The following is a 14972-nucleotide window of genomic DNA, read 5'->3' as shown; positions in this document are numbered from 1 at the left end:
ACGGCGCTAAACTCTAGAAAGGTCATAGATAATGGGAATCTATGACCTTTTAGTAGTGGAGAGGCGTGGAAAGGTAACAGATAGGGATGATCTGTGACTTTTTAAGGTAAATAATCTTGGAAAAGGTAACAGAGCCCGCAGGACGCGGCGGTTTTAATCGAACTTCCACTTTTCCCTAAGCAGTCGCCTCCGCTTTTCTTGGCTAGATCCAGCTCCGGGGGCTAGGGGCTAGCGAGATAAGCAATCTACTTCCAGTCTGCTACACAGACTTCCAGTAGCTTGCTTATCCGTACGCCCCTGGCAAGCCCCCTCCGCTTTTCTTATAACACCCATCGGTCCTTCATAAATAAAACCCTCGCAATGGCGAATAGGATTAGCACATAAACCGCCGTGCTTCCTAGGGTTAGGGCGATGTTTGTGATGTCAGTGATGCCGTATAGGAGTTGTTTTAGTATGGCATACAGGTTCATAAACGGTAAGATAAAATCCACAACCGTAAATTCTTTTACCCCCATGCTCGTGATAAAGAACATGGGTACGATGGATAACATCGATACGGGGGCGATGTAGCTTTGGGATTCTTTGATGCTTTTGGCAATGATGCTGATGACCATGAGAAGGGCAGCGATAAATAGAGCGAACAGAACGGTCATGGCCAAAGTAGTCACGATGACTAAAGCCATGCCTTCATTAATGGAGAACGCGGCCTTCATTTTCTCAGTAAAGAAGATCGTTTCAATCACAATCAGAATCACAGCGAGAATGCCGGTCAAGGCTCCAATGGTGGAGATGGTGAGCCACTTAGAAATGAGGATTTTACTTCTGTCCACTGGAGTCATCAATAAAGATTCCATTGTCTTTCTCTCTTTTTCCCCAGCAAATAGATCCATAGCTGCTGAGCTTGCTCCAGATACAATGGCAATGGAGAAGGCCATAGGCAGGAGCATGGAGATTAATGCAAGGGAGCTTCCGTTCGCGTCATTGTAGCTCGGCTCTACACGTTTTACCTGAAAAGCTTCTAAAATGGTTTCATCTACATTGTTTGCAGCTAATCGTTCGTTCACAATCTCCTGTTCTGCTATGGAAAATGTTGATTCAATCATATTCATTACATAGGAAGCATCCTGGCTCATTGAGTCCCCGTATAATGTGACCTCGGCCATTTCCTTTTCTCCAAGGGATTCGAAAAAGTCTGGTTCCGTCAGGAGAGCGACACTTGCTTCCCCTTCGTCCACGATGCCTTTTGGATCATCGAATACGTCTAGTTCAATCGTGGGCATATCGCTAAAGAATGCTTTTCCCTCTTCGCTTAGTTCAGAAGGGATGGCTACGGTATACGTTTCACTCTTATCATCGTTCATTAAGCTTTCGTAAAAGAATACAAGCCCGCTCAGTAGAATAAGAGGAAGAAAGACGATCATAAGTAGCGTGCGTCGATCCCTGAATACATCTTTCATTTCCTTCACATACATATTCCAAATCATGCTGTTTCACCTCGTGCTAATTTAGACATAAAGATAAAATTAAGGTCTTGTGTATCTTCTTCATGGTATAGAGCGTTAAGATTCCCTTTGTAGACCAGTTGCCCTTTATGAATCATAGCGACAGAATCGCAAAGCGCTTGAACTTCTTCCATAATGTGACTCGAAAAAAGAATGGTTTTGCCCTGGTGTTTGAGCTGGAGGATCATTTGTCTGAATACATTGGAAGACGTGATATCAAGACCAGTAGTCGGCTCATCAAGGAGGATGATGTCCGGGTCATGGATAAGGGTCCTTGATATAGCGACCTTTTGGCGCATCCCTTTTGAGAATTCGCCTACGCGACGATCTAAATATTCGCGCATTCCAAATTTCACAGCCAGTTCCTCAATGGCAACTTTTGCTTCATGCTTGGATAGTCCGTATAAATTAGCGAAGTAGGTGAGATTTTCGCGGGCCGTCAGTCTGTTATATAGTCCTGTTTCACCACCAAATAGTACGCCGATTCTTCGCTTCACCTCATTTGGATTCGTCGCCGCGTTGAACCCATCAACGGTAATTGTGCCCTCTGTAGGTGTGAGTAGCGTAGCGATGCAACGCAGTAACGTTGTTTTACCTGCTCCGTTCTCCCCTAGTAATCCCACGACTTTACCGGCAGGAACAGTAAAAGACACGTGGTTTAAGGCGGTAACACTCACTTTTTTTGTTTTAAATTTCTTCGTTACATCATGTATTTCAATCATCAATGATCCTCCTTGTTTCGGTTTGTTAGATTTATCATAAGCGATGAAAAAGAGTATTTCTGTCATCATGTCGTGAAAATGCCTTTTTCGGTCGTGAAACGTTCTATGGGGTATGGGAAGATGTTACAATTAAGTTGTTATTTTCTTAAAGGAGACCATCGACATGATAAGAATCGGCATAGTAGATGATCGGGCTATCGATTTAGAGAAAATGCACAGTATTACGAAGCAGGTGGAAGGGACAGAAATTGTGTTTGCCGTTACATCAGCAGAGGAAGCCTACCGCCAAGTGAAGAAAGAAACGATTGACCTGCTTATAGCTGATATAGAAATGCCCGAATTGTCAGGGTATGAATTAGCAGACCTAATCCACACGCATGCTTTAGATATTGATGTGATCTTCGTAACGGCGAATAGCGTCTATGCTGTCCATGCGTTCGAGTTAAACGTACATGACTATATTATGAAGCCGTATAGGAAAGAACGTTTAGTGCAGTCTTTAGAGCGTTATATCCAAAAGACGCGATCGACTGAAATGAAGGGTCGCCTCTTCATCAAACAAAAGTCTGAGATTCATATTTTACCAAAAAAAGAGATTATATTTATTGAACGGACAGGGCGTTCTTCGACGATCTATACGAAGACTCAAACCGTTCAAACCTATCAAACACTTGGGGACTTAGAAGGTGAACTCAGAGAACGTGATTTCATTCGTTCCCACCGGTCGTTTATCATCAACATCCATTACGTGACCAACTTCTCGTTGTATGCCAAGAATTCGTACACCGTAGCATTTGATGGAACAAATGAGAAAGCCATGATCACGAAAGATCAGTTAGATTATATACAAAATTATTATTTTTAGGTTGTGAGTTAAGTGAAAAGGTCTAAGAACAGCCTCATTGCTTTTAGTTTAGGGATGGTTCATATAGCCGTAGCCCTTCAACACATTTATGCGGTCTGGATTTCCCCGTTTATAATCATGGCCCTGATCCTATTTGTCTCCTATCAAAAGCCCCGCTGGTTTCAACGATATCTTCATATAAAAGAGCCTGAAGGGTTATGGGCGTTAAACGTGGTGTCATTCCTATTGCTCCTCGTGTATCTCTTCCCGTTATCGTGGTTAGAGCCGATCATCGTTTTAGGGTGTGTTTCCCTCTTAGAGTATGGTCGTTATAAATGGAAGAGCAACCATCTAACTTGGGAAGATAGGCTCGGAACAAGGGAAACAACCATTAAGCAAACCGATCAGGTGCTTCTGGATTTAAGGCGGGAACGCCATGACTATGTAAAGCATTTGAGCAGTTTGCAGTACATGTTAGAACAAGGGCACCATCAAGAAGCGATTCAGTATATGGAGGACCTTGTCGGGGAGTTTGAACAGCTCAGTACATCCGTATCTGGCGAAAAGAGTGCTGTAGCTGGCGTATTGCATTCCTATCATCGTGAGGCGAAAGATAGGAAGATTCAGCTCAGGTATGAATTTGAAGTGCCTGCTTCAAAGCTACCTCTTCCTCAAGAAGAGATCGTTGTACTACTAGGGAATGCTTTATCAAATGCTTTAGAAGCAGCGCAGCAGTTTCAGGAATCAGTTGGGGAGGAAGGGCAGGTAATCGCTAAATTACAAAAGAAAAGTGCGTTCTATATCCTCACCATTCGAAATGACACACTCCCCGTTCCAAATTGGGTACTCGATCGGCTTTATCATATTCCGGCAACAACCACGAAAGCCGAGACAGGAGAACGAGGATACGGTGCTACATCGATTCAATCCATTGTTCAGAAAAGGCATGGACACCTTGATTTTACTTATAAACAAAACCACTTTACGCTCAAAATAAAGTTGCCTTCCATACAGATAGAATAAGGATAGATCATTAATTGACAGCGTTTTCATAAATCGATTAGGCTTAACATATACGAGAAAGGGAGAGGGTTACATGGATACTTCGAAGGAATATGCTGAAGAGTTAGATCGGCAGGATCCGTTATCGCATTTTCGTAACGAATTTTACATACAGGAAGGTACGCTTTATATGGATGGAAATTCGCTTGGTCTATTATCAAAGCGTGCTGAGAAATCTGTCTTTCGAATACTGGATTCCTGGAAGCAGTTAGGGATTGATGGCTGGAGCAAGGGAGAACATCCGTGGTATTACCTTTCTGAACAACTAGGAGAACAAGTAGCCGGGTTAATAGGTGGGGAAGATGATGAAGTGATCGTGACCGGCTCAACCACTGTGAACTTGCACCAACTTGCGTCTACGTTTTACCAACCAAAGGGTAATCGTACCAAGATCTTAGCGGATGAGCTGAATTTTCCTTCAGATATTTACGCTCTTAAAAGTCAGCTTGAGTTGAAGGGCTACAATCCCGAGGATCACTTCATTCAAGTCACAAGCCGGGATGGCCGTGAGATTAAAGAAGAGGATATCATAGAAGCGATGACCGAGGATGTTGCTCTGATCGTACTCCCAACCGTCCTTTACCGAAGTGGCCAACTTCTTGATATTAAGCGCCTGACAGACGAGGCTCATAAAAGGGGCATTCTTATTGGTTTTGATGGATGTCATTCTGTTGGGGTTGTTCCTCATCATTTCCATGAATGGGACGTAGATTTTGCCTATTGGTGCCACTACAAATATGTAAACAGTGGTCCAGGAGGTGTGGGGGGGCTATTCGTACACGAACGCCATTTAGGGCAGAAGCCGGGGCTAAGCGGTTGGTTTGGGTCTGACAAAGAGAAACAGTTTGATATGAATCATAGCTTCGAACCTGCACAGACAGCAGGGGCTTTCCAAATCGGCACGCCTCATTTGTTAAGTGTAGCGCCCCTTATTGGATCCCTTGAACTTTTCCATGAAGCAGGAATTGAACAGATTCGTGAAAAGTCACTGACCAGCACGAAGTACATGATGGATTTACTCCAATCCAAACTAGAGGGATATGAGTTTACAATCGGTAACCCTATGGAAGATGAACGACGTGGCGGCCATGTTTGCCTGGAACATAAAGAAGCCGCCCGTATATGTAAAGCGTTAAAAGATAAAGGTGTCATCCCAGACTTCCGCTCTCCAAATGTTATTCGTTTGGCTCCGATCGCCTTTTACACGTCTTATGTAGAAGTGTGGGAAACGATTCAAATTCTTGAGGATATAATGGAACAAAAGCTTTATGAAAAGTATGAGAATAAAAGAGGTGTCATTGCCTAATCGGCTAGTTGAAATCAGCATGTTTAAGGGAGAAAGGGGATAAAGCATGAGTGGTTCAAAGGGGAAAGTCGTAACGGATTATGAGAAATACATTCGCACAGAAGAGTTGTTATCGCTCCAAAAATCAGAAGAGGATTTAGCGTGTCAGGATGAATTGACCTTTCAAATGATTCACCAGATAGCGGAACTTCATTTCAAATTGATGATTCAATATATCCACCTGGCCGATGCTCACATGAAACAAAACGAAGTTGAAGAAGCAACAGATCAGCTAAGACGAGTCAATATGCACTTAGATCACCTTCCTAATGTGTTCGACATGGTGAAAGTGATTAGCCCGAAAGATTATCATACCATCCGACTCGCATTAGGGCAGGGAAGCGGCCAGGACTCGCCTGGCTTTAATGAAGTGTTACGATTAGGTCCCACGCTATGGGCACCTTGCGAGCAGTTACTGAAGACAAGAGGCCTTACGCCGCTTGATGTTCACAAGGACCCTGAGCAACATCGCGCTTTATTTGAACTTTTACAAGCGCTCATCCGTTTTGATGAGAACTTTCAATCTTTCAGACATTCGCATATCCAACTCGTAAAACGTATGATTGGATTAAATACTCAAAGCTTGAAAGGCATTCCGGCTCAAGCTCTTGAGCGCGGTGTGAAGTATGAGTTTTACCCAAAACTATGGCAAACCATATCCGACCTCACCGACTGGACGGGATCAAGCTATGATACAAAACCACTTGATTAAATGTACTTAAATTAAAGGGGAACGCTTAGAAGATCACTCTAAGCGTTTTTTTGTTGGTTTTGTCTCCTCGCTTCACCTCTGTTTCTAAATGGAACCGCTTTATCATGAAAAAGAAGTGTGAGAGAGGACCGGTAAGGGAACGTTCCCATATAAGTTATCTTCTTTCCCTTTTCAAACAGGTAAACATAGAACGAAATATTGTTGGTATACTATGAATGGAGATATAGAGGAGGCAGTCGATATGGATAAAAAACCTTGTATTGAATCACTAGTTGTTAAGAACTCTCACGTTTTACCTACAGATACGAACAACCACGGAACACTGTTTGGTGGTCAGTTAATGGCTTACATCGATGACGTCGCAGCCATCGCTGCTACCCGTCACGCCCGTTGTAACGTCGTTACCGCTTCTACAGACTCTGTTGACTTCTTATACCCTGTAAACGCAGGGGATGCGATCTGTCTAGAAGCTTTTGTCACTTGGACAAAGAATACATCAATGGAAGTGTTCGTAAAAGCTGTTAAGGAAGAACTTCTTTCTGGAGAACGAAAAGTATGTGCGACATCCTTCTTAACGATGGTTGCCGTTGATGAAAATAATAACCCATCTAAAGTTCCTCCGGTTTATCCTGAAACAGAACAGGAAAAATGGTTACACGACGGAGCCGCAGACCGTGCCACTCAACGTAAAGCACGCCGTAGTGTATCTAAAGAATTTGCTAACAAATTCGGAACAGACTTTCCATGGATTAGAAAGTAAATACGTCCGATTCAAACGCTTAGAGTCAAGCACTCTAAGCGTTTTTTCATGAATATATGATCTGTTATGAAAAGGGGGATGGGTTTTTTAAAAGATAAAGAATTGTTAGAATAATGAAGAATATAAGTGTAGGGAATGTTTCCGTTAGCTTAATGGGGTGTAAGGTGGGACTGGAAACTACTCGCTTTCCTGTGGGGAGCTGGTGAGCCTCCTCAGCCGGCAGGCCGGCCTCCGGGGTCTCACCTAGGCTCTTCTGCCCACGGGAGTCTCGCAGTTTCCAGTCCCACCTTAGCAATATTATGGTGAACGAAAACGTGACATTTGGGGGAAATAGATTCTCCCCATATAAGACGCGGGTCCGTTCATCCACTTATTCTTAGGGCTTGCTCGGGGACTGCGAGACTCCCGCGGGGTAAGGAGCTAGGGGAGACCCCGCAGAGAGCGTGTGAAGTGCCCCCCTATCTTAGGACAAAAATAGGGGGATCATTTATGGGAAGATTTACTCCCACCGAAAAGCTTCAAGCTGCCCAAGAGTATATAAATGGTGGCGTAAGTTATCGCGATCTAGAAAAGCGGTTAAACATTGACAACTCGGTTATCCGATATTGGGTTCAATTATATACTTATCATGGGGAACAAGCTTTCCATTTCCTCTATACAAATTACACGGCTGCCTTTAAACTGAAGATTGTTCAATTTATCGAAAAATCGAGTTATTCGATTCGGGCTGCCTCAGCCATTTTTCAGATCCCGGATCCCTCTATGGTCCGTAGGTGGAAGAAGAAATGGAAAAAAGGCGGTATGGCAGCCCTCGAATCACCTAAAGAGAGGGCTGCCAGAATGTCATCAGAAGAAACCAACAACCAGAAAAATGATAAAAAAGACCAGGCAATAGATACTGAAGCTATTCAAAAAGAAGTCGAGTACCTACGTATGGAGAACGCTTATCTAAAAAAGTTAAGAACCTTAATTCACGAAAAGGAAAAATCACCAAAAGCGAAAAAACGCAAGTAGTGAATGAATTAAGGTCCACCTATCCGTTTCACGAATTAATTAAGATGGCTGGTTTATCTAGAAGTAATTTTTACTACCATCTTTCCAAAATCAATAAACCTGATCCAGATCAAGGCTTAAAAGAGCGCATCATGTCCATCTACCATAAACATAAAGGTCGTTATGGATACCGACGTGTTCAACAAGAATTAGAGAACACAGGGCATCATGTAAACCACAAGAAAGTTTATCGTCTAATGAAAGAATTGAGTCTTTCAAGTGTGGTTCGTGTGAAAAAATATAAATCTTATAAAGGGAAAGTTGGCCAAATCGCTCAAAACCTGTTAGAACGCGCCTTTGAAGCCGAATTTCCTAATCAGAAATGGGTTACAGATATCACGGAGTTCAAAGTATTTGGTGAAAAGCTGTACCTATCTACTGTTTTAGATCTTTATAACGGAGAAGTGATCGGATACACGATTGGCCATCGCCCTACCTATTCTTTAGTAGAAAAGATGTTATACAAGGCTCTAGGACGCCTTAAAGAAGGCGATGACCTTCTCTTACACTCAGACCAAGGCTGGCATTACCAAATGCCTCAATACCGCACAGCTCTTAAAGAATATGGCGTTACACAAAGTATGTCTCGCAAAGGAAACTGTCTCGACAATGCCGTCATGGAAAACTTTTTTGGAATTATGAAGTCAGAATTCCTTTACATAAGCGAATTTAATAGTGTAGATCACTTCAAACAAGAGCTTGATGAATATATGCATTACTATAACCATGATCGAATTAAATCCAAATTGAAAACAAGTCCAATCTCTTATAGAGAAAAGCATCAACTAGCTGCATAACTAACAATTTCTAACAAATAGAAGTCCTAAATTTGGGGTTCACTTCAGTGAGCGAACGAGGAGGCTTCCCGGCTCCCCGTAGGAAAGCGAGTGGTCCCCGAGCAAGCCCGAGCGCTCAGCAAACATAACGGACCACCCCGATTGTTAATTCTCAGCTTCACGTGATATATACGAGGATTTATATGAAAATACATGATAGTCAACAACTAGTAACAGAACCATTACAGAAAAGGGTGGAGAATAATGAGCAAGCAAGACAACTACGTATGGTATGCAAGTTTCGGATCAAACCTATTTGAAAATCGGTTCCGCTGTTATATTGAAGGAGGGCAACCACCTGGGTCCAACAGAAGAGAAGTGGGTAGCCGGGATTGTACCCTCCCCCTGAAGAATAGCCCTGTAAGCTTACCCTATAAGCTTTACTTCTCAGGATGGTCTGACCGCTGGGACGGAGCGGGTGCTTTTATTGATACAGTGAAAGACGAACAGACAGAAACTTGGGGAAGAATGTATCTCATTACAGAAGAGCAATTCGAAGACGTCGTCCGCCAGGAAAATGGCGTAGAGGATATGGAAGTGGATATTGAACAAGTGTTAAACGAAGGATCGCTTGTTATTGATGAAGATTCTTACTATGGCAATCTTCTTCATGCGGGCAATCAAGAAGGGTACCCAATCTTTACGTTTACCAATCCGAAACCACTAAGTGAACAAACTATCACTCGGCCATCTACTCCTTATCTTGCGATGTTAATTCGAGGATTTATGGAAGCTTATACGACAGATGTGGAACGTATTACAACCTATTTATACGAAAAGCCAGGTGTGCCTGAGCACTACTCTAGAGAAGAGATTCATCAATTCGTTCAACAAGTAGCTGAGCAGGCCTAGCAGATAGAAAACTCCGATTCTGAACCAGAATCGGAGTTTTCTTCGTTTGGTTCTGTAATATGGAGCACCGGAAAGTGAGAATGTTTTCGTTAGCGCTAGTCTGAGCGTAAGGTGGTTCGGGAAAGCGAGTCGTTCCCCAGACACCCTAAGCACTCAATAAAGACGGCCCCATCTACACTTAAATGTCTCAGCTTTGGGTATTGAACAAGCCTATAAAATAACAACACTAAACTATAACAGAGTCATTCGTTTAGGAATATTGATGCGTTTCTTCTTGAAGAGCTTCAAGGAATATGACTCCATATTGCTCGAATTTCTTCTCACCGACACCTTTTACTTGAAGCATGTCTGCTTTATTTTGAGGTTTCACCAGACAAAATTCTTTCAGCGTAGCATCCGAGAAGACAACATAGGGTGGGATTTTGTGTTCCTCAGCAAGCTGCTTTCTTAACATGCGCAATTTTTCAAAGAGATCTTCATTTACGTCTGTCTCTCTGTGTGTAGTTGGAGCAGTTTCGATAATCATTTGAACCGCTCTCTCCCCTTTAAGGACGGTTAATGATTCCTGCGTAAGTTTCAGAAGCGGGAACTTTCCATCTTCTACAGCCAAATAACCTTCTGCGACTAAGAATTGAATCATCTGGGTAATATCTTTTTCCCTTAAGTTCGATAATAGACCGTACGTCGAAAGCGTGTGAAAATGGGTCTCTCTTACCTTTTGACTTTTAGAACCTTTGAGCACTTTCGCTACGAGTCCTGAACCGTAACGTTGGTTCATTCTCTTTACACAAGACAGAATGATTTGAGCTTCTCTTGTGATATCTTTTATAACCCCTGTGTGCTGGCAATTGCTGCATTTCTCACACGGTTCATGTTCAAATGGATCTTTAAAATAAGTCAGCATGTATTCCTGAAGGCATTTATCCGTATGGCAGTAATTCACCATCTGTTGAAGCTTCTGGTATTCTTCGGTTTTCTTCTCATCTTCCATCAACGATTGCTCAATGAGAAATTTTTGAAGGTGAATATCCCGGGCCGAGAAGAGCAAGATACAGTCACTCTGTTCGCCATCACGTCCTGCGCGTCCTGCTTCCTGATAATAGGACTCAATGTTCATAGGCATAGCATAATGGATGACGTAACGTACGTTGGACTTGTCGATCCCCATGCCAAATGCGTTAGTCGCAACCATAACTGTCACTTCATCCTGGATAAATTGGTTCTGGGCCTTCTTACGTTCGTGCTCGGATAAACCTGCATGGTATTTAGCCACTTTAACCCCTTCGCGGCTGAGCCATTGATGCAAGCGATCGATGTCTTTCCTTGTTGCTGCATAAATGATCCCCGATTCTTTAGGCCTCGTTCGAATATAATCCTGAATGAAATCATGCTTCTCTTTTCCTTTTACAATCTGAAAATGTAAATTATCTCGGGAGAAGCCTGTATTCACAACGTGTTGATCTTCAATAGAAAGAAGGCGTTGTATATCTCTTGTGACCTCTTCTGTAGCTGTGGCCGTCAGTCCCATTACAACAGGTAGCTCGCCAAGCTTCTGGATCTGACCTACGACTGAACGATAACTAGGTCTGAAATCGTGCCCCCATTGCGATATGCAGTGGGCTTCGTCAAATGCGATAAGAGATAACCGGGTGCGCCGAAGAGAGCGTATAAATCCTTCCGAATCGAATCGCTCAGGTGCGACATACACAAACTGATATCGCCCCTTTTGAATATCAAACATCCGTTCAGATTGTTGTTCGTATGATAAGGAACTATTAATGTACGTAGCTGTAATACCGTGAGAGTTCAAAGAGTCCACTTGGTCCTTCATTAAGGAAATAAGTGGAGAAATGATAACAGCTGTTCCATCTAACAGAAGACCTGGAATTTGGTAGCAAAGGGACTTCCCGCCACCCGTTGGCATAATTCCAAGAGCATTCTTCTTATTTAAAGCATGTTCAATTAACGGTTCCTGGCCAAATCGAAACGAAGAGAAGCCAAAGTACTGTTCTAAAACGCGGTGTGCGTGATCCATCATAAGACAACCGTCCTTTATAGGTGTACTAAACGAAAGCGAAATAAAATCTTGTACCATCTTACCATGAGAAAGAAGCAGCGGAAATAGATGAAAAAAGGGCGGGAATAGAAAATGAAGAAGAAAAAGGTAAAGTTCCATAAAATTACGTAAAAAAGTGGGAAATAGGGATAAATCGTTTCGAGGATATGAGTGGCGGGGAGAGAAAGATGAAAGACCATATTGTGCATAGGAGGGGAGTGCTTTGCTAATACTATTCTTCAGAATGAACTGAGTTTCCTCCTTTACATGACCTATTTATGTATGAGATAGTATGTCACTGTGTTTGAAAGGCAAAAAAAATTCAAAGGAGAAGGTAACCTAAATGAATAAACAAGAGGAAAAAACCTCAAAAATAGACTGGCCCGTCTTTGGAATTAGTGGCGGTTTACTAGTCGCATTCGTTATCGCTGGAATTATTAATCTTGATTTTGTTAAAACATTTGTTAATGAAGGGTTTGCCTGGTCCGTTAAGTATTTCGGAGCGTTCTGGCAAGTCTTGATGTTATTGAACTTTATAATTGCTCTTTATGTAGCTTTTTCAAAATATGGTCAAGTGAAACTTGGTAATATGGAAAAACCAGAGATGAACACGTTCAAATGGTTATCCATTATTATGGCTACACTGTTAGCAGGCGGGGGCGTATTCTGGGCCGCTGCTGAACCAATGTATCATTTCATGACAGTACCTCCTATTAATAGCGGCATTGAAGCTATGACGCCAGAAGCGGTTATGCCTGCATTGGCTCAAAGTTTCATGCACTGGGGCTTCTTAGCTTGGGCAATCCTTGGTACGTTAAGTGCGATCGTTATGATGTATGGGTATTATCATAAAGGAATGCCGATGAAGCCAAGAACGCTTCTTTATCCTTTGTTTGGTGAGAGACTTCGTACAAGTATCATCGGTACGATCGTTGATGCGGCAGCCATCATTGCCGTTGCAGCAGGAACAATTGGTCCAATTGGATTCTTAGGACTACAAGCAAGTTACGGTTTCCAAGCGTTATTCGGGATCCCGGATACGTTCGCGACGCAACTTGCGATTATCATCGGCCTTGTCGTGGTAGCGACCATTTCAGCTATTACAGGAATTCACAAAGGAATCCAGTGGCTAAGTAGCTTTAATGTGCGTCTCGCGATTGGCCTGATCTTATTCGTAGTGATCTTTGGTCCTGGTGGATTTATTATTGATAAATTCATTTCTTCATTCGGATTCTATGCAGAGAACTTTATTTCCCTAAGTACTTTCCGAGCTGACACAGCTTGGTTAGGTAGCTGGACTGTATTCTTCTGGGGTTGGTTTATTGGATATGCGCCAATGATGGCGATTCTGGTAAGTCGTATCTCAAGAGGTCGTACCATCCGTGAAATTATCATGGCTGTCGGTGTAATTGCTCCGCTTGTTACAACGTTCTGGTTCACAGTCGTTGGGGGCGCAGGAATCTTCTACGAAATGGATGTAGCAGGTTCTGTGTCTGAACAGCTAAGTAACGGAGGAATGCCAGCTGCGATGATTGCCATTACGGAACAATTGCCACTTGCAAGCATCATCTCCCCGTTATTCTTGTTATTAACGATTATCTTCGTTATTACAACGGGAGACTCCATGTCTTATACGATTGCAATGGCAGTATCAGGTGAAGGTGACCCGAAAGTTTCCTTACGCGTATTCTGGTCAATCCTAATGGGGGCCATCGCTGCTATCCTTCTCTTTATCGGTGGCGGCGGAGATGGAGCGATTAATGCGCTACAATCCTTTATTGTCGTAACAGCCGTACCCGTATCCATCTTCCTCTTCCCGATCCTTTGGTTAGCACCAAAAGTTTCGAAAGAACTATATGAGAATCAAAAACTTCGCTAAATGAAAAGATCGCCTTCGGGCGATCTTTTTTTTATGTGGCTACTGAGTGGGACGTCGGTGCGGTGGCGGCGGCTCAAGATTTTGACATAACGGCTCAAGAGCTAAAAATAACGACTCAAAAGAAGCGTGGACGGATCAAGTAGGGGGAGAACGGCTCAAATCGGTGCGGGGGCGGCTCAAGCCACGCCAGTCCGGCTCAAGCTACCCACTCAGGGCCCCGCCACTCGTTCCATCCAAACGATGCAATTCGCTCTTTCATGCGTAGCTCTAAACATTTCCGGGTACAGTACAGAAGATATTCCAGAAAGGAGCGTCATTCATCATGAAAGCAGTTGTTATTGAACAATATGGTGGAAAAGATCAATTAAAAGAAAAAGAGGTTCCAACGCCTGAAATAAATCAAGATCAAGTACTAATTGAAATCCATACAACGTCCATTAACCCGATTGATTGGAAAGTTCGTGAAGGGTATCTAAAAGAGATGTTAGATTGGAACTTCCCGATCATCCTAGGTTGGGATGTCGCCGGCACGATTAAAGAAGTAGGGGACAACGTGGATGGTTACCAGGTAGGCGATCGTGTATTTGCCCGCCCTGCAACCACGCCAAACGGTACGTATGCAGAGTATGTAGCTGTAGAACAAGACCTATTAGCCCATATGCCAGAACGTCTTAGTTTTGAAGACGCCGCTGCAGTGCCGTTAGCAGGACTAACAGCGTGGCAGTGTTTGTTTGATGCAGCGAACGTTGAAGAAGGAGATAAGGTTCTGATTCATGCAGGTTCAGGAGGAGTCGGAAGCTATGCGATCCAACTAGCGAAATGGGCCGGTGCTTATGTGGCTACAACCGCAAGCGGTAAAAATGAAGAACTCCTGAAGACGTTAGGGGTGGATCATTTTATTGATTATAAGGAAGAGAACTTCTACGATGTCCTAGATGAATTTGATGTTGTGCTCGACACACTTGGAGGAGATATTCAAGAACAGAGCTATCAGGTATTACGTAAGGGTGGGAAGCTTGTATCCATTACGGATGTGCCAGATGAAGACAAAGCTCGAGAGTACGGGGTAGAAGCAGAGCATGTTTTCTTAAACCCTAAAGGCGAACAACTTCAACAGATTGCGCACCTGATCTCTGAAGGAAAAGTTAAATCAATCGTAGGTCACAAATATCCATTTAGTGAGCAAGGGTTAAGGGATGCTCATGAACTGAGTGAATCCCACCATGCAAGAGGTAAAATTGTCATTCAAATGATACCTTCTGCTTGCTAGATCAAATAATTTTAAAACCCCATTTCCCATAACCCACGGGAAATGGGGTTTTTTAGTGCTCACGGTCTTAATGTATCGC

General features: G+C 43.1%; 11 protein-coding genes and 1 pseudogene. 9 read left to right on the top strand and 3 right to left on the bottom strand.

Annotated elements, in window-relative coordinates; all coding sequences use genetic code 11:
- Positions 1-320 precede the first annotated feature (320 nt).
- Both QNI29_RS20135 and QNI29_RS20130 read right to left on the bottom strand, forming a co-directional pair.
- Entirely contained in the window at positions 321-1484 is a 1164-nt protein-coding gene (locus QNI29_RS20135; protein WP_231419546.1) for an ABC transporter permease, read from the bottom strand.
- On the bottom strand, positions 1481-2224 hold the full coding sequence (locus tag QNI29_RS20130) for an ABC transporter ATP-binding protein (RefSeq protein WP_231419547.1): 744 nt from the start codon (positions 2222-2224) through the stop codon (positions 1481-1483). The genes QNI29_RS20135 and QNI29_RS20130 overlap by 4 nt, the downstream gene beginning before the upstream one ends.
- Positions 2225-2387: 163 nt before the next feature.
- On the opposite strand from QNI29_RS20130, the gene QNI29_RS20125 reads away from it, so the two are divergent.
- The 7 genes from QNI29_RS20125 to QNI29_RS20095 all read left to right on the top strand — a co-directional run bounded on the left by QNI29_RS20125 (position 2388) and on the right by QNI29_RS20095 (position 9688).
- Positions 2388-3089: a LytR/AlgR family response regulator transcription factor gene (locus QNI29_RS20125; RefSeq protein WP_231419548.1), complete on the top strand. Its 702-nt coding sequence runs from the start codon at positions 2388-2390 to the stop codon at positions 3087-3089.
- Positions 3090-3101: 12 nt separating this feature from the next.
- Positions 3102-4091 carry a sensor histidine kinase gene (locus tag QNI29_RS20120; RefSeq protein ID WP_231419549.1) on the top strand — a complete coding sequence of 330 codons (990 nt, stop codon included), beginning with the start codon at positions 3102-3104 and terminating at the stop codon, positions 4089-4091.
- A 73-nt stretch (positions 4092-4164) separates the two neighbouring features.
- Positions 4165-5436: a kynureninase gene (kynU, locus tag QNI29_RS20115; RefSeq protein ID WP_231419550.1), complete on the top strand. Its 1272-nt coding sequence runs from the start codon at positions 4165-4167 to the stop codon at positions 5434-5436.
- Between the two features lie 46 nt (positions 5437-5482).
- Positions 5483-6187, top strand: a complete 705-nt coding sequence (locus QNI29_RS20110; protein WP_231419551.1) for a tryptophan 2,3-dioxygenase family protein — start codon at positions 5483-5485, stop codon at positions 6185-6187.
- Between the two features lie 241 nt (positions 6188-6428).
- A complete protein-coding gene (locus tag QNI29_RS20105; protein ID WP_231419552.1) occupies positions 6429-6947 on the top strand; it encodes an acyl-CoA thioesterase in 519 nt (172 codons plus the stop codon).
- 489 nt (positions 6948-7436) lie between these two features.
- Positions 7437-8797 (top strand): IS3 family transposase gene (locus tag QNI29_RS20100; protein WP_231419951.1). Its coding sequence is split into 2 segments (ribosomal slippage): positions 7437-7911 and positions 7911-8797, totalling 1362 coding nucleotides; the frame shifts between segments, so codons are not numbered across the junction.
- Between the two features lie 243 nt (positions 8798-9040).
- Positions 9041-9688 carry a hypothetical protein gene (locus tag QNI29_RS20095; protein WP_231417621.1) on the top strand — a complete coding sequence of 216 codons (648 nt, stop codon included), beginning with the start codon at positions 9041-9043 and terminating at the stop codon, positions 9686-9688.
- Between the two features lie 250 nt (positions 9689-9938).
- Here the strand turns inward: QNI29_RS20095 and recQ are convergent, their stop codons facing one another.
- The gene (gene recQ, locus QNI29_RS20090) at positions 9939-11726 is read right to left on the bottom strand and encodes a DNA helicase RecQ (protein WP_231417622.1); all 1788 of its coding nucleotides are present in this window, start codon (positions 11724-11726) and stop codon (positions 9939-9941) included.
- Positions 11727-12087: 361 nt separating this feature from the next.
- Here recQ and QNI29_RS20085 point away from each other — a divergent pair.
- Both QNI29_RS20085 and QNI29_RS20080 read left to right on the top strand, forming a co-directional pair.
- Positions 12088-13599: pseudogene (locus tag QNI29_RS20085) on the top strand (BCCT family transporter); the annotation flags it as partial.
- 346 nt (positions 13600-13945) lie between these two features.
- Entirely contained in the window at positions 13946-14893 is a 948-nt protein-coding gene (locus QNI29_RS20080) for an NADP-dependent oxidoreductase (RefSeq protein WP_231417623.1), read from the top strand.
- The last annotated feature ends 79 nt before the right edge of the window (positions 14894-14972 follow it).

Source organism: Pontibacillus chungwhensis (assembly GCF_030166655.1).
GTDB lineage: Bacteria > Bacillota > Bacilli > Bacillales > BH030062 > Pontibacillus.
This window is presented reverse-complemented; position numbering and strand designations above follow the sequence as displayed.